Source organism: Bacillus sp. FSL L8-0358 (assembly GCF_038593095.1).
Taxonomy (GTDB): Bacteria; Bacillota; Bacilli; order Bacillales; family Bacillaceae; genus Bacillus; species Bacillus subtilis.
Window position 1 is genome coordinate 1,139,531 of sequence record NZ_CP151962.1, and the last position, 20,394, is coordinate 1,159,924.

The 20,394-nt window shown below is 46.6% G+C and carries 17 protein-coding genes and 2 pseudogenes; 10 read left to right on the plus strand and 9 right to left on the minus strand.

Annotated elements, in window-relative coordinates; translation table 11 throughout:
- Positions 1–115 precede the first annotated feature (115 nt).
- Entirely contained in the window at positions 116–2,797 is a 2,682-nt protein-coding gene (gene wprA / locus NYE49_RS05875; RefSeq protein ID WP_047182397.1) for a cell wall-associated protease WprA, read from the plus strand.
- Between the two features lie 30 nt (positions 2,798–2,827).
- Here wprA and NYE49_RS05880 read toward each other — a convergent pair whose 3' ends face one another.
- Complete coding sequence (locus tag NYE49_RS05880) at positions 2,828–3,409, minus strand: DUF2777 domain-containing protein (protein WP_072692655.1); 582 nt, start codon at positions 3,407–3,409, stop codon at positions 2,828–2,830.
- Between the two features lie 145 nt (positions 3,410–3,554).
- Between NYE49_RS05880 and asnB the strand changes: the two genes are divergently transcribed.
- Both asnB and NYE49_RS05890 read left to right on the plus strand, forming a co-directional pair.
- Positions 3,555–5,399 carry an asparagine synthase (glutamine-hydrolyzing) gene (gene asnB / locus NYE49_RS05885; RefSeq protein WP_047182398.1) on the plus strand — a complete coding sequence of 615 codons (1,845 nt, stop codon included), beginning with the start codon at positions 3,555–3,557 and terminating at the stop codon, positions 5,397–5,399.
- Between the two features lie 81 nt (positions 5,400–5,480).
- Positions 5,481–6,310, plus strand: a pseudogene (locus tag NYE49_RS05890) (phytoene/squalene synthase family protein).
- A gap of 29 nt (positions 6,311–6,339) precedes the next feature.
- Here the strand turns inward: NYE49_RS05890 and NYE49_RS05895 are convergent.
- The gene (locus tag NYE49_RS05895) at positions 6,340–7,707 is read right to left on the minus strand and encodes an MATE family efflux transporter (protein ID WP_014476390.1); all 1,368 of its coding nucleotides are present in this window, start codon (positions 7,705–7,707) and stop codon (positions 6,340–6,342) included.
- A gap of 123 nt (positions 7,708–7,830) precedes the next feature.
- On the opposite strand from NYE49_RS05895, the gene NYE49_RS05900 reads away from it, so the two are divergent.
- From NYE49_RS05900 to iolX, 3 genes are all read left to right on the plus strand, one after another.
- Positions 7,831–8,694, plus strand: a complete 864-nt coding sequence (locus NYE49_RS05900; protein ID WP_015483064.1) for an AraC family transcriptional regulator — start codon at positions 7,831–7,833, stop codon at positions 8,692–8,694.
- Positions 8,695–8,711: 17 nt separating this feature from the next.
- The gene (gene degA / locus NYE49_RS05905; protein ID WP_047182399.1) at positions 8,712–9,725 is read left to right on the plus strand and encodes a transcriptional regulator DegA; all 1,014 of its coding nucleotides are present in this window, start codon (positions 8,712–8,714) and stop codon (positions 9,723–9,725) included.
- Positions 9,726–9,933: 208 nt separating this feature from the next.
- Entirely contained in the window at positions 9,934–10,962 is a 1,029-nt protein-coding gene (iolX, locus tag NYE49_RS05910; protein WP_047182400.1) for a scyllo-inositol 2-dehydrogenase, read from the plus strand.
- A gap of 49 nt (positions 10,963–11,011) precedes the next feature.
- Here iolX and NYE49_RS05915 read toward each other — a convergent pair whose 3' ends face one another.
- Positions 11,012–11,521 carry a DinB family protein gene (locus NYE49_RS05915; protein WP_047182401.1) on the minus strand — a complete coding sequence of 170 codons (510 nt, stop codon included), beginning with the start codon at positions 11,519–11,521 and terminating at the stop codon, positions 11,012–11,014.
- A 49-nt stretch (positions 11,522–11,570) separates the two neighbouring features.
- Positions 11,571–12,232, minus strand: a pseudogene (locus NYE49_RS05920) (LysE/ArgO family amino acid transporter).
- A 66-nt stretch (positions 12,233–12,298) separates the two neighbouring features.
- On the opposite strand from NYE49_RS05920, the gene NYE49_RS05925 reads away from it, so the two are divergent.
- A complete protein-coding gene (locus tag NYE49_RS05925; protein WP_080344183.1) occupies positions 12,299–13,753 on the plus strand; it encodes a PLP-dependent aminotransferase family protein in 1,455 nt (484 codons plus the stop codon).
- Between the two features lie 7 nt (positions 13,754–13,760).
- Here the strand turns inward: NYE49_RS05925 and NYE49_RS05930 are convergent, their stop codons facing one another.
- Complete coding sequence (locus NYE49_RS05930) at positions 13,761–14,399, minus strand: pentapeptide repeat-containing protein (RefSeq protein ID WP_047182404.1); 639 nt, start codon at positions 14,397–14,399, stop codon at positions 13,761–13,763.
- 205 nt (positions 14,400–14,604) lie between these two features.
- On the opposite strand from NYE49_RS05930, the gene NYE49_RS05935 reads away from it, so the two are divergent.
- The gene (locus NYE49_RS05935) at positions 14,605–15,411 is read left to right on the plus strand and encodes an alpha/beta hydrolase (RefSeq protein ID WP_015483069.1); all 807 of its coding nucleotides are present in this window, start codon (positions 14,605–14,607) and stop codon (positions 15,409–15,411) included.
- 27 nt (positions 15,412–15,438) lie between these two features.
- Here the strand turns inward: NYE49_RS05935 and cysC are convergent, their stop codons facing one another.
- From cysC to NYE49_RS05950, 3 genes are all read right to left on the minus strand, one after another.
- Positions 15,439–16,038 carry an adenylyl-sulfate kinase gene (cysC, locus tag NYE49_RS05940; protein ID WP_003245829.1) on the minus strand — a complete coding sequence of 200 codons (600 nt, stop codon included), beginning with the start codon at positions 16,036–16,038 and terminating at the stop codon, positions 15,439–15,441.
- A complete protein-coding gene (gene sat / locus NYE49_RS05945) occupies positions 16,035–17,204 on the minus strand; it encodes a sulfate adenylyltransferase (RefSeq protein ID WP_047182406.1) in 1,170 nt (389 codons plus the stop codon). The genes cysC and sat overlap by 4 nt, the downstream gene beginning before the upstream one ends.
- A gap of 112 nt (positions 17,205–17,316) precedes the next feature.
- Positions 17,317–18,027 carry a phosphoadenylyl-sulfate reductase gene (locus NYE49_RS05950; RefSeq protein ID WP_080344184.1) on the minus strand — a complete coding sequence of 237 codons (711 nt, stop codon included), beginning with the start codon at positions 18,025–18,027 and terminating at the stop codon, positions 17,317–17,319.
- Positions 18,028–18,213: 186 nt separating this feature from the next.
- Here NYE49_RS05950 and NYE49_RS05955 point away from each other — a divergent pair, with 186 nt between their 5' ends.
- Together NYE49_RS05955 and NYE49_RS05960 are read left to right on the plus strand one after the other, a co-directional pair.
- Positions 18,214–18,900: a 2-phosphosulfolactate phosphatase gene (locus NYE49_RS05955; protein ID WP_047182407.1), complete on the plus strand. Its 687-nt coding sequence runs from the start codon at positions 18,214–18,216 to the stop codon at positions 18,898–18,900.
- A complete protein-coding gene (locus NYE49_RS05960) occupies positions 18,897–19,655 on the plus strand; it encodes a phosphosulfolactate synthase (protein ID WP_015252388.1) in 759 nt (252 codons plus the stop codon). Before NYE49_RS05955 ends, NYE49_RS05960 begins: the two co-directional genes overlap by 4 nt.
- Positions 19,656–19,699: 44 nt before the next feature.
- Here the strand turns inward: NYE49_RS05960 and NYE49_RS05965 are convergent, their stop codons facing one another.
- Positions 19,700–20,329, minus strand: a complete 630-nt coding sequence (locus NYE49_RS05965; protein ID WP_047182408.1) for a YitT family protein — start codon at positions 20,327–20,329, stop codon at positions 19,700–19,702.
- Positions 20,330–20,394: the final 65 nt, after the last annotated feature.

Genomic DNA, 20,394 nt, shown 5'->3' on the forward strand with positions numbered 1-20,394 from the left:
ATCCCCTCATATTCCAAATCATTTAAAATAACCTTAAAATTCCCTGTAAGCGGTATCTCGTCCTATGAAATTATGATACCTTCAAGGAGATTCATTATTTTGCAGGAGGGATAACATGAAACGCAGAAAATTCAGCTCGGTTGTGGCGGCAGTGCTTATTTTTGCACTGATTTTCAGCCTTTTTTCTCCGGGAACCAAAGCTGCAGCGGCCGGCGCGATCGATCAGGCGGCTGCTCTGGAAAACGGCAAAGAGCAGACAGGCGCCATGAAGGAGCCGGAACAGGTGAAATGGTACAAAGTGACCCCGGGAGCAACGGATATTCAGAAAAACTCACATATGGCACTGACCGTAAAGAGTGATTCAGTACTGAATGTATCTGTATATCCAAGTAAGGAAAAAGCGCTTAAAGATGAAACGTTTGAGATGTACCGTTCTTTCACAGCGGAGGATGGAAAAAGCGAAGTCATTTTTCCATACGCGTGGAGCGGCCCTTACTATGTAAAAGTTGAATACCTCGGAGAAGAACCAGAGGACGGCGGAACGGCAGAAGCAGCTACAGAAGCCAAGTATACGATCGGGTATAAAGGCACCAAAAAACAGCCGTCAGATTTAGAAGAGGAAGAAGCTTGTCCGGTTGAAATGAGTGTCGATCAGAAGAAATCAGGAAAAGGCATCCTGGATAAGTTGAGAGCGATTCGTGATGAGCAGCTGAGCCAAACAGCAGAAGGCAAAGAACTGACAAGCCTTTATTACAAGGCAGCACCGTTTATCGTTGCAAAGCTCGCACTCAATAAAACAGCAAGAAATGAAATCTATCGGGATCTTGTGACATTAAAGCCGTTATTTGACGATGTGTCAGAAAACGGAGCATCATCTTCGTATAAGGTCACTGAAAAGGATCAAAAAGCGATCAACCGGCTATATGATAAAGCTTTACAATCAGTCCCGTCATTCCTTAAAGAGGAGATAAAGAAACAAGCAGACCGACTAAATATGAAGCAGCTGCAAGGCAAAACAGCAGGAGCCATTTTAACAGAAAACAATATTGCAGCAAAAAGTGAAGTTCAGACAACAAAGGTTATTTTCAAGGTGAAGGACAATAAAAGCCTCTCATCCGTACATAATGAAATGAAGGGCTTTTCTGCAAGCGCGCAATCGAAAAAAGACATATCCAATGTGAAAAAGGCAAAGAAACTGTTTGACAATCTGTATTCATTTGAACTTCCGAAAGATGAGAAACAGAACGGCGCATATACGGCAAGCGCCAAAAGGGTCAAAAGCGCTGCTGCGACACTATCCAAGATGTCCAATGTAGAGTTTGCGGAACCCGTACAGGAATACAAAAGCCTGGCAAACGATATTCAGTACCCTTATCAATGGCCGCTTAAAAACAACGGTGAAAACGGCGGTGTCAAAAACGCGGATGTGAAATATGAGCCTGCCAACACATTGCTGTCCAAACGCAAGCTTAACGATACACTCATTGCAGTAGTAGACACAGGCGTAGACAGCACGCTTGCTGATTTAAAAGGAAAAGTAAGAACAGATCTCGGACACAATTTTGTCGGACGAAATAACAATGCAATGGATGATCAGGGGCATGGGACGCATGTCGCAGGCATTATTGCGGCCCAAAGCGATAACGGCTATTCAATGACAGGATTGAATGCCAAAGCAAAAATCATCCCTGTAAAAGTGCTTGATTCCGCAGGTTCCGGAGATACTGAACAAATTGCTCTCGGCATCAAATATGCTGCTGACAAAGGAGCAAAGGTGATTAATTTAAGTTTAGGCGGAGGCTACAGCCGCGTGCTTGAATTTGCTTTGAAGTACGCAGCTGACAAAAATGTGTTGATTGCCGCAGCCAGCGGGAATGATGGAGAAAATGCCTTATCTTATCCTGCATCTTCTAAATATGTGATGTCGGTCGGCGCAACGAACCGCATGGATATGACCGCTGATTTCTCTAACTATGGAAAAGGTCTGGACATCTCTGCTCCAGGGTCGGATATCCCGAGCTTAGTGCCGAACGGAAATGTCACGTACATGAGCGGAACGTCTATGGCGACGCCGTATGCTGCCGCTGCTGCAGGATTGCTGTTTGCTCAAAATCCTAAACTGAAAAGAACAGAAGTTGAGGATATGTTGAAAAAGACGGCAGATGATATTTCCTTTGAAAGTGTCGATGGCGGAAAAGAAGAGTTGTATGACGATTATGGCGATCCGATTGAAATTCCGAAGACACCTGGTGTAGACTGGCATTCAGGCTACGGGCGGCTGAATGTCATGAAGGCTGTCAGCGCAGCTGATTTACAACTTAAGGTCAACAAGCTGGAAAGCACTCAAACAGCTGTCAGAGGAAACGCGAAGGAAGGCACACTTATCGAGGTGATGAACGGCAAAAAGAAACTCGGCAGCGCCAAAGCCGGAAAAGACAATGCGTTCAAGGTTAATATCGCGACTCAAAAACAGGATCAAGTACTGTATGTGAAAGCAACAAAAGGCGATGCGAAAACATCGTATAAAGTTGTCGTCGTCAAAGGAAAACCTTCCGGCACACCGAAAGTAAACGCGGTGAAAACGAAGGATACGGCAGTAAAAGGGAAGGCAAACAGCAAAGCGATGATCAGAGTGAAAAACAAATCAAAGAAAGTCATTGCTTCTGCCAAAGCTGACGCAAAAGGAACGTTTTCGGTGAAAATCAAAAAACAAAAAGCCGGAACGGTGCTGTACGTCACGGCTGCGGATACAGATAAAAAAGAAAGCAAGGAAGCAAAAGTTGTTGTTGAAAAGTAACCAAAAAGCGGTGCTCGATGCACCGCTTTTTTATTTGCGCCCCCGTTGGACTGCTGAATACATAATGGATCGCTTTCCGTTTGAAGCCGTCCATTCAAAACGGTCTCCTGTCCCTTCGCTGCTGTAGTGATGCTGCATCGCGCATTGTGCGGTGTCATTTGAAAAGTGATAAAAGGACACACCCTGCCCCGCCGAAGTATTCGAAAAGACTCCTTTATTATAAGAAAAGACGCAATCGAATACCGATAAGCCGAAGCTGTGCAAGTGCTGTAGAAATGCGAGAAAGGTTTCGTCGTCAAGCGAATCCAAAAGCGCCATGAGCGGCCGCTTGACTGATTTCTCATAGCGGATGCGTTCTCCGCCGGAAAGGGAGATGTTTTCTGCCCCGCATGCCAAAACCAACTTGTCCTGAAAGCCGGCTTGTTCCCACTTTCCTTTATGATGGATCCAGATTGGGCTGTGTTGGAGACTGTCCGCCAGCAGTATATCGCCTTCACCGTTTTCGATTAAGCAGATGCCGTCTTCAATGAGGATGGTGCCGTATTCCCACTTTCGTTCCTCTGTATATAACAATTGTTTCCGTTTCATCCATGCTGTCTCCTTTTTCTTCATTCCTCTCTTTTCTTTCCAATTCAAGCCTGTCCCATACAACTCTTTTATGGACAAATCAACTATCTGCCTATAGATGCATAAACTTACTAAGGTGCTGAAAGAAACGAAATTGTTACGAAAGAAACGGGATTGGAGCTGATGTCACATGTGTGGAATCACGGGTTGGGTCGATTTTAAAAAGCAGCTCGTCCAGGAAAAACAAACGATGGACAGAATGACAGACACTCTTTCCAAACGAGGGCCTGATGATTCAAACGTTTGGGGGGAGCACCATGTTTTATTCGGACATAAAAGACTTGCGGTTGTTGATATTGAAGGCGGACGCCAGCCGATGGCGTGTACCTATAAAGGGGATACGTACACCATTATTTACAATGGCGAGCTTTATAACACGGAAGATTTGCGCAAAGAATTGCGGGCGCGGGGCCATCAATTCGAACGTACGTCAGATACCGAGGTGCTTCTGCACAGCTACATCGAATGGCAGGAAGACTGTGTCGACCATCTCAATGGCATATTCGCTTTCGCTGTGTGGGATGAAAAGCGTAATCTGCTGTTTGCCGCGAGAGACCGTCTCGGCGTAAAGCCGTTTTTTTACACGAAGGAAGGCTCTTCATTTCTCTTCGGATCAGAAATTAAGGCAATCCTCGTGCACCCTGATATAAAAGCGCGAGTGGACAGAACGGGACTTTCTGAAATTTTCGGTCTTGGACCGTCCAGAACCCCGGGCACTGGCATATTTAAAGGCATAAAAGAAATCCGCCCGGCTCACGCGCTGACATTTTCCAAAGACGGACTTAATATTTGGCGTTATTGGAATGTTGAAAGCGAAAAACATACGGACAGTTTTGATGACACGGTTGCCAATGTCAGATCGTTATTTCAGGACGCGGTGACGCGGCAGCTTGTGTCGGATGTGCCGGTTTGCACATTCCTATCAGGCGGTCTGGACTCAAGCGCAATTACAGCGATTGCGGCGGGCCATTTTGAAAAGGAAGGAAAAGCACCGCTTCATACTTATTCGATTGATTACGAAGAGAACGATAAATATTTTCAAGCAAGCGCTTTTCAGCCGAATGATGACGGACCATGGATTGAAAAAATGACAGAGGCTTTCGGCACAACGCACCACAAATGCGTCATCAGCCAAAAAGATCTCGTTGATCATTTGGAGGAAGCTGTACTGGTCAAAGACTTGCCGGGAATGGCGGATGTCGACTCATCCCTGCTGTGGTTTTGCCGGGAAATCAAAAAGGACTTTGTCGTCAGCCTATCGGGAGAGTGCGCGGATGAGATTTTCGGCGGGTACCCGTGGTTCCATACGGCAGATGTTGAGTCTGGCTTTCCATGGATGAGATCAACGGAGGAGCGGATCAAGCTGCTTTCTGACTCATGGCAGAAAAAATTGAATCTGAAAGAATACGTAAATGCCAAATATGAAGAAACCTTGGCAGAAACGCCATTATTAGACGGAGAAACGGGTGTGGATAAAGCAAGAAGACAGCTGTTCTATTTAAATATGCTTTGGTTTATGACGAACCTTTTGGATCGGAAGGATCGCATGAGCATGGGGGCGAGCTTGGAAGTGCGGGTGCCGTTCGCCGATCACCGGCTTGTGGAATATGTTTGGAATATTCCGTGGGAAATGAAAATGCATGATAATCGGGAAAAAGGCATTTTGCGCAAAGCGCTTGAAGGCATTTTGCCTGATGACATTCTGTATCGCAAAAAAAGCCCGTATCCGAAAACACATCATCCGGAATATACAAAAGGCGTCAGCGAATGGCTGAAAACGATCAGAAGCCAAAAGGACTCCGTGCTCCATACCTTGCTGGACAGAAAACAATTAGATCAGCTTTTAGAAACGGAAGGCTCCTCCTTCAAGGTGCCGTGGTTCGGGCAGCTCATGAAGGGGCCTCAGCTGATCGCCCATCTTGCTCAAATTCATACATGGTTTGAAGCGTATCGCATTGATATTGATGAAGGATAAAGAAAAAGCCGATTCTGCTCAAAGGAATCGGCTTTTTCTTCATATACAATTGCGAGAAAACATAATAGACTTGAAGAAGCAGTGATACATAGGAGTGAAAAGAAATGAAAGAGATAAAAGAAGCCTATCAGCAATGCGGCCAGATCGTCAGCGCCCGCGAACCAGCCTGTTACAAAGCATTTTCGTTTCTTCCGCTGAAGCAAAGGCAGGCGGCTTGGGCGGTTATGGCGTTTTGCCATACGGCAGCCAATGCGGATGAGAAGGCGTTATCTGCCATTGAAGCTGAGGCGGAAGATGTTTTTTCCGGTACGTATAACGGGAATCATTTTTTGTGGAAGGCTTTCGGCCATGCGTACCAAACCTTTACACTGGACAGCGAGCCATTCCGTGAGTTCATTGCCGCACAGAAAGCGGAAGATAAACCGTTTGGAAACCTTGATGAATTGCTCATGCACGCATACCAGACAGGCGGCGCAGCCGGATTGATGCTGCTCCCGATTATGGCGCGCCGGCATCAGAACCAGCTGACACATGCAGCTGGTTCTCTCGGTTTAGCGATTCAGCTGATTCGGATTCTGAGAGATTTCGGCACTGGCCAACAGCAAAAAAGCCGTATCCCTCGGGAAGTAATGCAGCAATTCGGCTATACAGAGGCTGATCTCCAAAAAGGCACCGTAAATAAAGCGTTCACAATGACGTGGGAGTATATCGCTTTTGAAGCAGAAGCCTACCTTGAAGAGTGTCAGGATGCCTTGCCGCTATTTCCGCAGTATTCTCAAAAAACGGTGAAAGCCGCTCTTCATTTGTACCGGGCTATTTTAGAAAAAATCCGGGCGAAGCAGCACGATGTATTTCAACATCACTTCGCTCTCACAGAGACCGAAGTGAAGCAGATTCTCTCTGATATCTAAAAAACACCCGGGCTTGATTGAGCCGGGTGTTACGCCATACCTTTTTGAATCCAGATACGTGAGCGCCATCTTCTGTACATTAAGATTCCCCGGACCCATTCATCCGCGATAAAAGAAATCCAAATGCCGGCAAGACCGAAACCGAGGTGGATGCCAAAAAGATAAGCAAGCGGGAGGCCGATGCCCCACATTGAAATCATTGCCATGTAAACTGGGAATTTCGCATCCCCCGCGGCCCGCAGAGAGTTAATGATAATGACATTAAACGAGCGGCCTGGTTCAAGGATAATGGTCATGGCAATCAATAGGCTTGCAGTTGCTATAATGTCAGGGCTTTGTGTGAAGAGTCCGATCAGGTCTTTTGAAAAGATCGTCATCAAAACAGAGGTAGCCGCAGCAATTCCGAGTGCCCAATATAAGCTCTTCATGCAGCGCTCATAAGCGGCATCAAATTGTTTGCCGCCGATATAACGGCCGATTAAGATTTGTGTACCCTGGCTGATCGCAGTGCCGAACAGCAAAATAAACATCGTAATATTTTGCGTATACACTTTTGTTGTCAACGCCTGCGCGCCCATGATGGCGATAAAATACGTGACAATCATTTGCGAAAGGTTGTATGAAAGCTGCTCTCCCGCAGAAGGAATGCCGATTTTCAGCAGCTTGCGCAAATGCTCTTTATGCATATGAAAGACTTTTTTCAGCGACATCTTCAGCTGAATGCGTTTGTTGACAATCACAATCATCGCGATTAATCCGATGACGCGGGCGATAGATGTGGACATGGCCACACCGGCAACGCCGAGAACAGGAAAGCCGAACAAACCGAAAATCACAACAAAGTTTCCGGCAATGTTTAAAATGTTCATGCCGATAGTGACAAACATTGTATCTTTTGTGTAGCCGTAGCTTTTTAAGATCGCGCTGAATGTCATGATTAAAGCCTGAATAAAGGACAGACCTCCGACAACTTGTAAAAAGACTTTCGCATCAGGCATCAGTGCGTTTGATAATCCCATCATATGAAGCAGAGGGACAGCCGCGAAAAAGACGACGGCGCTGATGGCCAGGCTGATGAAGAAGTTGGCGCCGATTGACACATAAGCGACTTCCATGGCTTCTTTCTTTTGCCGTGAGCCTAGAAATTGTGAAATGATAACGGTCGTTCCTGTTGCGATAAAGCTGAACATCACGATAATTAAATTTAAAATCTGGTTGCTGACGCCGACTGCTGCCACGCTGTTATCCGAGTATTGGCTGAGCATCAGTGTATCGGCATTACCCATAAACATATATAATGAGACCTCAATAAAGATCGGCCAAGTAAGCGAAAATAATGAGAACGTTTTGTCAGCGGGTTTTTTCAAAGCAGTTGATTTGAAGACAGCTTGTTTCATAGTGTCTAACCCCTTTCGTAAATAAAATCAACGTTTTAAAGTGTACCTCCATTTCCTTATAATAAAAAGGGATAGAAACGATACTTCTTGTAAAAATCCGACTTAAAAAGGAGGATGATTCAAATGCCTCGCATCCTGTTTACAGTCCCGCCTTTTCCGGTATTTATCGCAGCTGGGGAAGGGGTTTTTAAAAAAGGAGAAACCCATGTGAAACGTGTATTCTCCGTGTTTGATCTGATATATGTCAAACAGGGAACGTTATATATAACGGAAAATGAAACATCGTTTTCTGTTGAAGGCGGCGAGTACATCTTGCTTTCTCCCGGTCTTGAACACTACGGGACGAAGGGCAGTGATGAAGCAACCTCCTACTATTGGCTTCACTTCGATGAACATCGATATGAATTTACGGCAAAGGGAGGCAGCAACTGGTCTGAGCTTCAGCAGGAAAAAGGGAGCTTCGAAGAGCCGGCCCGCTACGGATTGGCCTTGCCGAGAAAAGGCAAGGTGCAGCGCCCGCAGTTTATGGCGCAGCAGTTTGAAAAGCTGATCGATTACTCCGCGGAAAACTCTGATTTGCCGCTCAGAAAGCAAATCTTATTTGAGGAGCTGATGCTGCATCTTCAAAAAGAAGCGTTCCAAATACCGTCTGCGAAAGAGCGGGTAGCCTGGGAGGCGGCTCGGTACTTACAGGAGCACTATAAGGAAAAGACGACAATCAAGGATCTGTCGCTCGCCCTTCACTATCATCAGGATTATGTGAGCCGCTGCATGCAGCAGGTGCTCGGCGTAACTCCGGCACAATACACGAACCGGGTGAGAATGACAGAAGCGAAGCGTCTTTTATCCTCTACAAATGATAAGATGGGCGTTATTGCGGAAACGATCGGAATGGAAGATCCGACATACTTTTCAAAACTCTTTAAGCAGATAGAAGGCATTTCACCAATTGAATACCGGAAAATTGTCAGCCGGAAAGTTCAATAACCAGACGAGGGATGAACATGAAAACAACAATTTACGATGTGGCAAAGGCGGCGGGTGTCTCGATCACAACTGTGTCGCGTGTAATTAACAATACGGGGAGAATCAGCGACAAAACACGGCAGAAGGTCATGAATGTCATGAATGAAATGGCATACACGCCCAATGTCCACGCCGCGGCGTTAACGGGAAAACGAACGAATATGATTGCTCTCGTGGCGCCTGATATTTCAAATCCGTTTTACGGCGAACTGGCCAAAAGCATTGAGGAAAGAGCGGATGAGCTCGGTTTTCAAATGTTGATTTGCAGCACCGATTACGATCCGAAAAAAGAAACAAAGTATTTTTCTGTGCTGAAACAGAAAAAGGTGGATGGCATTATTTTTGCAACAGGGATTGAAAGCCATGACAGTATGTCTGCTTTGGAGGAAATCGCCAGTGAACAGATTCCGATTGCCATGATTTCTCAGGATAAGCCGCTGCTTCCGATGGATATTGTTGTGATAGATGACGTTCGTGGCGGATATGAGGCTGCCAAGCATCTTCTGTCACTCGGCCACACGAACATCGCCTGCATTATCGGAGACGGGTCAACGACAGGCGAAAAAAATAGAATCAAAGGCTTCCGTCAGGCGATGGAGGAAGCGGGCGTGCCCATTGATGAATCACTTATCATCCAGACGCGGTTTTCCTTGGAAAGCGGCAAGGAAGAAGCGGGAAAATTGCTCGACAGGAACGTTCCGACTGCTATTTTTGCCTTCAACGACGTATTGGCCTGTGCCGCCATACAAGCTGCGAGAATAAGAGGCATAAAAGTGCCGGATGATCTTTCTATCATTGGTTTTGATAATACGATACTCGCAGAAATGGCGGCTCCGCCCCTGACAACCGTAGCCCAGCCGATAAAAGAGATGGGACGGAGCGTCATCGAACTGCTGGCAGAAGCAATAGAGGGAAAACGAAAGGCGAAACAAAAAATAGTGCTCCCGCCTGAACTTGTAGTCAGACATTCTACATCACCGCTCAACACATGAACCCGCTAATGAGCGGGTTTTTTCATTATGACAGTTGAAGCCAAAAAAACATATTGCGTGTAAACCAAAGGCAGTGTAAAATGAAATCATCTTTTGGGAAAGCGCTTGCGCAAAGTGGTAGAGCGGATAGAACCGCTGTTTTTTTAGCTGTTAAAAGAAAGCGCTTTCTCAAAGCGAGCCTGAAATGAGTTAAAGGAGAGGATGGGACGTGGAACATCAAGTAAGGTGCGCTGTATTAGGATTAGGAAGGCTCGGTTATGATCATGCGAAAAATCTTGTCACCAGTGTACCGGGAGCAAAGCTGGTTAGTGTCAGTGATCCGTTAAAAGGGAGAGCGGAGCAGGTTGCCAGAGAATTCGGTATCGAAAAATGGTCAGAGGACCCGTATGAAGTGTTAGAAGATCCCGGCATTGACGCTGTCATTATTGTAACGCCGACAAGCACACATGGTGATATGATCATCAAAGCAGCCGAGAACGGCAAACAGATCTTCGTTGAAAAACCGCTGACATTAAGCCTTGAGGAATCAAGAGCAGTTTCTGAAAAAGTGAAAGAGACAGGTGTCATCTGCCAAGTCGGCTTTATGAGACGATTCGATCCAGCATACGCAGATGCCAAACGGCGGATCGACGCTGGAGAAATCGGCAAACCTATCTATTATAAAGGCTTTACGCGCGACCAAGGCGCGCCTCCCGCAGAATTTATCAAACACAGCGGTGGAATTTTTATTGACTGTTCCATCCATGACTATGATATGGCCCGTTATTTGCTAGGGGCGGAAATCACTTCTGTTTCAGGACACGGCAGGATTCTGAACAATCCGTTCATGGAGCAGTATGGCGATGTGGATCAGGCGCTGACGTATATTGAATTTGACTCCGGCGCAGCGGGGGACGTCGAGGCAAGCAGAACCTCTCCATACGGACATGACATCCGGGCGGAGATTATCGGGACAGAGGGCAGTATTTTCATAGGGACATTGAGAAATCAACATGTGACCATCCTATCGGCTAAAGGGAGCAGTTTTGATATCATTCCAGACTTTCAAACTCGTTTTCATGAAGCCTACTGCTTGGAGCTTCAGCATTTCGCCGAGTGTGTCCGGAATGGAAAAACACCGATTGTGACTGATATTGATGCGACAATCAATTTAGAAGTGGGCATCGCCGCAACCAATTCCTTTCGAAGCGGCAGGCCGGTACAGCTAGATGTGAAGCGTGCTTATACCGGTATGTAAAAGCTAGTATGTTTCATTTGAGGCTTTCCGCAAAAAAAGCAAGGACATTTTAGCCCTTGCTTTCTCTTTTCTCATATAAATAGTACATATAATCAGTAGGTACGCCAGAATGGCCCAGCTGTCTCAGCATGGCGGTTACGTTCCCTCTGTGGTAAGTGCCGTGATTGACGACATGCAGGATGGTGTCTGCATAGGTTGATTCCAGTGTACCTAGTTTCGGATGCTGCATTGTGAAGGTCTGTTCTAAGTCCGTCTGGCGGCTGAAGAAATCATGATACTGTGACTCCAGCTCGGCAGCGTGCTGTTTAATCGCTGCCATATTACCTTGCGCGGACTCTAATTTGCCTGCGCTGTCTATAATCTCTTGGTAGGCCACTCCCGAAAGAACATTCAGCCAAATGTAGTCAGCCCTGCACATATGAAGCAGCACGTCGCTGACAGAAGGAAATACGCTCTTTACTTCTTGATAGGCAGTTTCCTCCGGCAGGTTTTCGATATGGTTAAATATTTTCTTGTTTGCCCAAGAATGATAGTCATAAAACTGTTTTGCATCAGTCATCAGCATGCCTCCTTTTCTAAGAAATTCGGTGTTTTCATTTGTTTCTCCTTCATTTGCAAAAGAGTGACACCCCAAAATATCCTGCCGCTGCCCACATTATCGCTGCAGAGCATTTGTTTACGATCAGCATAAGCCTGCCGCTCGTATCTATCGTCTGAAAGAACCGGCCCGCTATTGCAAGGCTGATAAACCAAGTCCAAGACACAGCGATGCAGGCGGCCATAAAGAGCCATTTCTCAAGCCCCGAATATTGAAGAGAGCTCGTGCCAATGACGCCGATCGTGTCCAGAATGGCATGCGGGTTTAAAAGAGAAACAGCGGCCGCAAACACAGTTTGCTTTTTTGGTGTGAACGTATGTTTCTCATTTTGGCTTGTGTTCGGACGGCTGTTCCAAGTCACCCAACCCATATAGAGCAAAAATAAAAATCCGCCGGCCATCATGACTGTCTCAAACACGGGCAGCTCCTGCACAATGACAGATACGCCCGCAACGGCTAATACGATTAACAGGGTATCGCAGACTGAAGCACTGATGACAGCTGGGAGAGCCCGCCAAATATGCTTTTGCCACGCGCCTTGCTGAAAAATAAACACATTCTGCACTCCCAGCGGCAAAATTAAGCCAAACGCGAGCACAATTCCGTGAATGATTGCATTCATGCTGAAAAAGCTCCCTTCACATTTTTTTCAATCATAAGAGAGATTGTCACTAAAGTCTCCAGCCATTTGGTTGGGTTAGGAACCAGCCAAATGTATAATGTGTAAAAAAGGGGGGCATGACCTTGTCTCAATGGCAGCCAAGCCGAAAGTCGGATGTTCCGCTGCATCGGCAGATCGAACAATATATGAAAGACAAGATTCTTCACGGAGAGTGGGCTGTAGGGACGAAAATCCCCTCACAGAGAACGCTGGCCGACATGTTTCAAGTCAACCGCAGCACAGTCACAGCAGCCATAGATGAACTCACGTCTCAAGGCTTGTTAGAGGGAAGAAGAGGCGGCGGTACGAAGGTTGTAAACAGTACTTGGAGCGTGCTGGCGGCTGAGCCTCCGCTTGATTGGAGCGATTACGTCCGTTCAGGCATTCATCGCGCCAATTCTTCCATCATTCAAGCTATTAATCAGAACGAACCAAGAGCGGATATCATCAGATTAGGAACTGGAGAACTTTCACCGGATCTTGTGCCTGCTGACACAATTGGACGGATGTTTCAGCAAATCAATCCGGGCGCCCTGTCTTTAGGATATGAGCAGCCGAAAGGAAACCGTCAGCTGCGGGAGGCAGTGGCCGACCATTTAAAAGGAAAGAAGATCCATGTGTCACCGTCTGCAATTTTAATTGTTTCCGGTGCACTTCAGGCACTTCAGCTCATCTCAATTGGACTTTTAAGACGAGATTCTGTCATTTTGACGGAGAAGCCGTCCTACCTTCAATCCTTGCATGTATTTCAATCAGCTGGGATGCGGCTTCGCGGCTTGCCGATGGATGATGAAGGGGTCAAAGCGGGGCTTGTTTCTTCTAATCGAAAACAATATGGAGGACAGCTGCTTTACACGATTCCGTCGTTTCATAATCCGACAGGCACAGTCATGTCAGAGCAGCGAAGGAAAGAGATCATCAGCCTGTCAAAAAAAGAGCAGCTGCCCATCATTGAGGATGATGCGTACGGTGATTTATGGTTTGAAGAAAAACCGCCGCAGCCGTTGAAAGCAATGGATCATGAGGGCAATATTCTGTATCTGGGCACGTTTTCAAAAACGGTTAGCCCCGGTCTGCGAATCGGCTGGCTTGCCGGTCCGGAGCCGGTTATTGAAAGGCTGGCGGACATTAAAATGCAGACAGACTACGGATCAAGCGGCCTGTCCCAGTGGGCGGCTGCCGAGTGGCTGTCACAGGGATATTATGAAGAGCATCTGACTTGGGTACGCAGGAAGCTTAAAGAAAGGAGAGACGCCGCCGTTCATTTTCTCGAGCGGTATGCCGGGGACATTGCCACGTGGCGGATTCCCGCAGGCGGCTTTTATATTTGGGTGACATTTCACAAAAACCTGCCTGTCAGCCGTTTCTTTTATGGATTGCTGAAACGGCAGGTGCTTGTGAATCCCGGCTACATTTATGACGGTGAAGACCGAAACAGCATCAGGCTGTCATATTCCTATGCATCTCTTGGAGATTTGGAAACTGGCATTAAAGCGGCAGCCGAAACAGCACGCCGCCTGATGATGTCCTAGGCTTTGGTTATACGATGACAGCTCCCAGTGCCCTGGCGAAGGCAATCGCATGCTCAGGTGCGATTTTGCAGCCTTTCAATTTGTCGAGGGAGACATGAAGCTGTTCAAAACGGCACGTGCTGACGTCCATGTTTTGAAGGGACGTGCCGGTAAAGCTGGCGCCTTCCAATTCGCACCTGTCAAAGTGTGTCTGCTGGAGCACCGTATTGCTGCATTCACTTTGCATAAGAGCACAGTGATCAAATCGAACTTGTTTCATATTTGAGTACGAAAATGAGCTGAAATGTCCGTGGCATTCCTCGAATGAAACATTCCGCAGCGTTGCTTCCGCCACATTCATTCCAACCATTTTTGACTGCTTAACAGAAGTTCTGTGAATGACAGCCCCGCTGAAATCGGCGTTTGATAAATCGCATTTTTCAAAGATCACATCGGTCAGTTCAATATGCCGAAAAGACACATCGATAAAGACGACATTTCTGAATACCGTTTTTTCCACACAAAGTCTTTCGATATCTTCGCCGCAGATTGTACAATCTTCAAACAAATGCATGCTGATTACATCATCCTGCGTCACGGCATCATGAAAATCTGCGGTTTGCAGGTTTTCCGGTATGTTCGGTTTTTGAATTGCGATTTTATTCATGTGATGACATCCTTTGCTGCCCGAAAAACAGAGGCTTCCGGGTTCAATTTAATAGATCGTTAAGGAAATTGATACATATAGTAAATCGTGAAGAGCCTTTTCTTGGTACAGCAGCCCGCTTGTTTTGTAAGCATAAATGGAAAGCTTCCTATACGTCAAGGCGTTTACAGGCCGGGAAAGCCAAAGGGAACAGGAGGAATGCGGAATGGGGCATTACGTCAAAACCGAGGAGCATGTGACACTGTTTGTAGAGGATATCGGACATGGAAGGCCGATCATCTTTTTGCACGGGTGGCCGTTGAATCATAAGATGTTTGAATATCAAATGAATGAGCTTCCGAAAAGGGGATTTCGTTTTATCGGCGTTGATTTACGGGGATATGGGCAATCTGACCGCCCTTGGGAAGGCTACGATTATGACACGATGGCTGATGATGTGAAGGCAGTCATTTATACGCTGCAGCTTGAGAATGCGATTCTTGCCGGTTTTTCGATGGGCGGCGCCATTGCAATCCGTTATATGGCAAGGCATGAAGGAGCCGATGTTGATAAGCTGATTTTACTGTCTGCAGCGGCACCCGCATTTACAAAACGCCCGGGTTATCCGTACGGGATGAGGAAGCAGGATATTGACGATATGATTGAATTGTTCAAAGCTGATCGGCCCAAAACACTGGCTGATTTAGGGAAACAGTTTTTTGAGAAAAAAGTGTCTCCAGAGCTTAGACAGTGGTTTCTCAATCTGATGCTGGAGGCTTCCTCCTACGGGACGATCCATTCGGGCATCGCATTAAGAGACGAAGATCTCAGAAAGGAACTTGCTGCAATCAAGGTGCCGACGCTGATCCTGCACGGGAGAAAGGATAGAATTGCGCCGTTTGATTTTGCGAAAGAATTGAAGCGCGGCATCAAACAGTCGGAATTGGTTCCGTTTGCAAACAGCGGGCACGGAGCATTTTATGAAGAAAAAGAGAAGATTAACAGTTTGATTGCGCAGTTCTCCAACTCATAAGAAAAAACCCGACATTGATCGGGTTTTTTATATAATACCTCTGTTTTGCAGTGCGTTAATGATGAGATCAGCTCCATCGGAAATAGAGGTCTGGTCTGACTCAATGATGAAATCGGGTGAAAGCGGCGCTTCATACGGAGAATCGATCCCGGTGAAATGTTTGATCTCTCCGTTTCGCGCTTTTTTGTAAAGCCCTTTTGGATCGCGCTGTTCACAAACATGCAGCGGGCACTTCACATAAATTTCGAAGAATTCACCTTTAGGAAAGAGTGCTCTAACCATGTCCCGATCCTCTCTGAATGGAGAAATAAAAGCCGTTAAAATCATTTGCCCGCTGTCGACAAACAGCTTCGCCACTTCTCCGATCCGGCGGATGTTTTCAATCCTGTCACCAGTCTGAAATCCAAGATCTTTGTTTAAGCCATGGCGGATATTATCACCGTCAAGCACATAGCTCTGAATGCCCTTGCGGTAAAGTTTTTCATCGACTGCATTGGCCAGCACCGATTTTCCGGAGCCGGACAAACCTGTAAACCAGAGCACGCAGCTTTTGTGTCCGTTTAAGGACTGTCTGTCAGACTTTGAGATGGCAGCGGGATGCCAAATGATGTTCGGATTGTGTGTCATTGCAATTCCCCGCTGTTTTGCTTGATGGCAACAGGCTGTTGGTGAAGTCCCTTGATCAGCACGGCTGCGACCTCAGGCCGGCTGAATTCTTTAGGCGGCTTTTTGCCTTGGCGGAGAAGCTCTCTCACTTTTGTGCCTGATAAGTGGATGTGGTCTCTCGGGCTGTGCGGACATGTTTTGGAGGTGCCCATGTTTCCGCATTTTCGGCAATAAAAGCTGTGCTCAAAAAACAGCGGCTTGATGCCCAGCTCTTCCTCTGTGAATGATTGAAAAATATTTTGGGCGTCGTATGTTCCATAGTAGCTGCCGACACCCGCGTGATCACGGCCTACAATAAAATGAGTGCAGCCGTAATTTTTTCGGACGAGCGCATGGAAAATCGCTTCCCGCGGACCTGCATAACGCATGGCGGCAGGGAAAACCGATAACATGACGCGATCCTTTGGATAATAGTGATTAAGCAAAGCCTGGTAGCTCTCCATTCTGATATCGCTGGGGATATCGTCTGACTTTGTTTCTCCGACAAGCGGGTGAAGCAGCAGACCGTCGACCGTTTCTAACGCTGTTTTTTGAATATATTCATGCGCTCTGTGAACAGGGTTCCTGGTTTGAAAGCCGACAATCGTTTTCCAGCCGAGTTTTTCAAAGGCCGCTCTTGTTTCTGCGGGCGTTGCATAAAACTGTTCGAAAGATTTGTCAGGCAGGCGGCTGACCGTGATAGGCCCTCCGATATAGTAATCCGGGCGAGCCAGCAATTTTTTTATGCCTGGGTGGGCAGGATCGTTTGTTTTAAAAACAGACAGTGCTTCTTGTGTTTTATCAGGCTGGTATATATCGGTGACTGTGATCATGCCGTAGGTAACACCGTCTTTCACAAGCTTGACGTGATCTCCGGCAGACAGCTGTTTTGCTGTTTTTTCTCCGACAGGCAGCGTAATCGGCAGGCTCCACGGCAAGCCGTTTGCCAGCCTCATCTCTTTCACAACGGAATGATAATCTTTTTCTCCCAAAAAACCTGTTAACGGGCTGTATCCGCCGATCGCGATAAGCTCCAGATCGCTCAGTGCAAGCTGATCCAGCTCTGCTTGGCACGCGCACCCTTCAAAATGGCATGCGGGATCACAGCGGTTGATTAATACCCCTCCGTGGGGCTCGTTTCCATTCAACGTGTTCAACCTCCATTTATACGTTTCCTTGTTTTCTTTTCTGCACTTAATGAAAGTTTGACATCAGCGCCTTAACATCATTTCGATTCTCACAGCAAGAACCTGCCATCCGCTATTCCTGATGCAGGCCGCATTCTGTTTTCTCCCGTCCGGCCCATCTTCCAGCCCTCTCATCGTTCGGGTCCGAGGAAGGCAATGTACACATTTCACAGCCTATGCTCGGATAATGTTGATCGTGCAGTTTGTTATAAGGCAAATTGTGCAGGCGGATGTACGTCCAAACGTCATCCCATGTCCAGTGGATGAGCGGGCAAATTTTGATGAGCTCAAACTTCTGGTCCAGGTTTACGTATTGAATATGCTTTCTCGTTGGTGACTGCTCCCGGCGCAGTCCTGAAATCCAAGCTGTCATGCCGGACAGGTGCTTTTTGAGCGGTTCGATTTTCCGCAATTGGCAGCAGAGGTTCGGGTTATGCTTCCACAGCTCTCCACCGTACTTCGTCCCCTGTTCTGTTAAGCTCAGCTCGGGTTCGAGCATCTGGATTGCAAATCCCGGATATCGCTCTTTGACGGTATCGATCAGCTCATATGTTTCCTGAAAATGAAGCCCGGTATCCAAAAAGATGATGTGCGCGTTTTTGTTGATTTTTGATATTAAGTCGAGAAGCACCATTCCTTCTGCGCCAAAGCTGCATGCGTACACAATCTTTTCTCCGTACGTTCGGTAAGCCCATTTCAACACATCAAGCTCATCGATCAATTGATCCGTTATCTGTTTGGACAGCATGTCGTTCCATGTGTCATATGTGATGGTTTCGTTCAATGTTTTCCCCCCGTTTGCATTTGCTTTTTTTATCTATTGATCGAGTTATAGGCAGACTATTCATTTTTTGCATAAAGGTTCAGGGTTTTTAGGTGCCGCGCCCGCCTAAGATGAGGTGCGGAACCATTAAGAGCCCGGCTGAATATGCTTTTTAGCAAAATGGTTTTATGCCCAAGGAGAGGTAGTATGCCGATTGCCATTTATCAGGGGCATCATCATTCGCTTGCCCCGGCTGATATTAACATCATCATTGATGTCATCAGAGCCTTTACGGTCGCCCATTATGCGTTTATCGGCGGGGCGAAAGAGATTTTGTTGGTCCGGACAGCTGATGAAGCCTTTGCGCTGAAAGACACCTATCCGGATTATGTATTGACGGGAGAGGAAAAGGGGGTCGGTATCAGCGGATTTGATTTAGATAATTCTCCAAAACGTATGGCTGGGCAGGATATGGCGGATAAGCGCCTGATCCAGAAAACAACAAACGGCGTCACAGCAGCATTGGGGGCGCTGAACGCAAAGCATCTGTTCGTAACTGGATTTTCCAATGCCAAAACAACGGCACAGCATGTGAAAAAGCTCGCCGCAAACGATTGTGTCATAAACATTGTGGCTTCCCATCCATCCGGTGATGACGATATGGCGTGTGCGGAGTATATCAAAGGCATCATTGAAGGGACAAATGCGGTAACGGCTGAGGAGGCGATTGAAAGAATAAAACGCTCTTCTGTTGCGGAGAAGTTTTTTGACAGCCGCCAGCCATTGTTTGATTCGGAAGACATCGTTTACTGTACAAAAGAACTGACGGGCGATTTCGTGATGAAAGTGAAACAAGATGGAGAAGTTCCAACGATAGAGAGGGTCATAATATGAATGATTTTTCACTAGAATTGCCAGTGAGAACAAACAAGCCGAGAGAAACCGGGCAGTCCATTTTAATTGATAACGGCTATCCCTTGCAATTTTTCAAAGATGTCATAGCCGGAGCGTCCGACTATATTGATTTTGTGAAATTCGGCTGGGGCACATCATTACTTACGAAAGATCTTGAAGAAAAAATCAGCACACTGAAAGAACATGACATTACATTTTTCTTTGGCGGCACACTGTTTGAGAAGTACGTAAGCCAGAAAAAAGTGAATGAATTTCATCGGTATTGCACCTATTTCGGCTGTGAATATATTGAGATTTCAAACGGTACGCTCCCGATGACAAATAAAGAGAAAGCGGCTTACATTGCCGATTTTTCTGATGAATTTCTTGTGCTCAGTGAGGTGGGCAGCAAGGATGCGGAATTAGCAAGCCGGCAAAGCTCTGAGGAATGGCTTGAATATATCGTTGAGGATATGGAAGCGGGCGCGGAAAAAGTGATTACAGAAGCCAGAGAAAGCGGAACGGGAGGGATCTGTTCCAGCAGCGGCGATGTCAGGTTTCAAATTGTTGACGACATCATTTCCTCGGATATTGATATCAACAGGCTGATTTTTGAAGCGCCTAACAAAACGCTTCAGCAAGGGTTTATTCAAAAAATCGGGCCGAATGTGAATCTGGCCAATATTCCATTTCATGATGCCATCGCGTTGGAAACGCTGCGTTTAGGGCTAAGATCTGATACCTTTTTTCTGTAAAGCAGCGGCTGCGGGGCTCTCGTCGTGAAGAGAGCCTCTGCCTATTATTTTTTATGGCGGTACATAGGCGTGAGATAGGTAAGTGAGGTCAGACGGATGTTGTAGATGAAGTCGATGACTCTTGTCGATATCACTTGGCATATCAGGGCTTGAATGACGATGCCCCAGTCAATAATAGACGCGGTGACCATAAAAATGATGCAATTCATGATGAGCAGGATCGTTCCAGGATTCCCGCCGCGGTAGATAGAAATCATCAGAGCAAGGGCTCCGAATCCTCCGTTCGAAATTTTATATTTGTATAAAAGTCCGATGCCGAGTCCCAATAACACTGCGCCGCTTGCCAGATCAAGCCACAGATTAGATGTGATATCCGGAAAAACCGCATCAAAGATCAATACCGAGACAGAGGTGACGGTGATAGAAGCGAGGGTGCCGGTGAATGTTCTCATCTCCAGCCATTTTAAAGCGGTAAAAAGCATTGATACATTCACAGCCCACACTGAAAACCCGTGGGGGATTTGAAACAGATAATGCAATAGCACAGCAATACCTGCTGCACCGCCTGTCGGAATATCATGCGGAAATAAAAACAAGGACATGCCGAGTCCCTGTAGTACGCCGCCTACGACAATCATAAACGTAAGTTTTGCTTTCATCAGCAGTTCAGCCATTAAGTCATTTGCTCCTTTATGAAAAGACTTGTCCGCTGTTTTCATTTTATGAGGCTGTCCATGAT

What these genes read in the sequence shown, in the direction of transcription:
- wprA (WP_047182397.1), top strand. Translation starts at nt 116, where the DNA reads ATGAAACGCAGAAAATTCAGCTCGGTTGTGGCGGCAGTGCTTATTTTT.
- NYE49_RS05880 (WP_072692655.1), bottom strand. Translation starts at nt 3,409, where the DNA reads ATGAAGAAAAAGGAGACAGCATGGATGAAACGGAAACAATTGTTATAT.
- asnB (WP_047182398.1), top strand. Translation starts at nt 3,555, where the DNA reads ATGTGTGGAATCACGGGTTGGGTCGATTTTAAAAAGCAGCTCGTCCAG.
- NYE49_RS05895 (WP_014476390.1), bottom strand. Translation starts at nt 7,707, where the DNA reads ATGAAACAAGCTGTCTTCAAATCAACTGCTTTGAAAAAACCCGCTGAC.
- NYE49_RS05900 (WP_015483064.1), top strand. Translation starts at nt 7,831, where the DNA reads ATGCCTCGCATCCTGTTTACAGTCCCGCCTTTTCCGGTATTTATCGCA.
- degA (WP_047182399.1), top strand. Translation starts at nt 8,712, where the DNA reads ATGAAAACAACAATTTACGATGTGGCAAAGGCGGCGGGTGTCTCGATC.
- NYE49_RS05915 (WP_047182401.1), bottom strand. Translation starts at nt 11,521, where the DNA reads ATGACTGATGCAAAACAGTTTTATGACTATCATTCTTGGGCAAACAAG.
- NYE49_RS05925 (WP_080344183.1), top strand. Translation starts at nt 12,299, where the DNA reads ATGACCTTGTCTCAATGGCAGCCAAGCCGAAAGTCGGATGTTCCGCTG.
- NYE49_RS05930 (WP_047182404.1), bottom strand. Translation starts at nt 14,399, where the DNA reads ATGAATAAAATCGCAATTCAAAAACCGAACATACCGGAAAACCTGCAA.
- NYE49_RS05935 (WP_015483069.1), top strand. Translation starts at nt 14,605, where the DNA reads ATGGGGCATTACGTCAAAACCGAGGAGCATGTGACACTGTTTGTAGAG.
- cysC (WP_003245829.1), bottom strand. Translation starts at nt 16,038, where the DNA reads ATGACACACAATCCGAACATCATTTGGCATCCCGCTGCCATCTCAAAG.
- NYE49_RS05955 (WP_047182407.1), top strand. Translation starts at nt 18,214, where the DNA reads ATGCCGATTGCCATTTATCAGGGGCATCATCATTCGCTTGCCCCGGCT.
- NYE49_RS05960 (WP_015252388.1), top strand. Translation starts at nt 18,897, where the DNA reads ATGAATGATTTTTCACTAGAATTGCCAGTGAGAACAAACAAGCCGAGA.
- NYE49_RS05965 (WP_047182408.1), bottom strand. Translation starts at nt 20,329, where the DNA reads ATGGCTGAACTGCTGATGAAAGCAAAACTTACGTTTATGATTGTCGTA.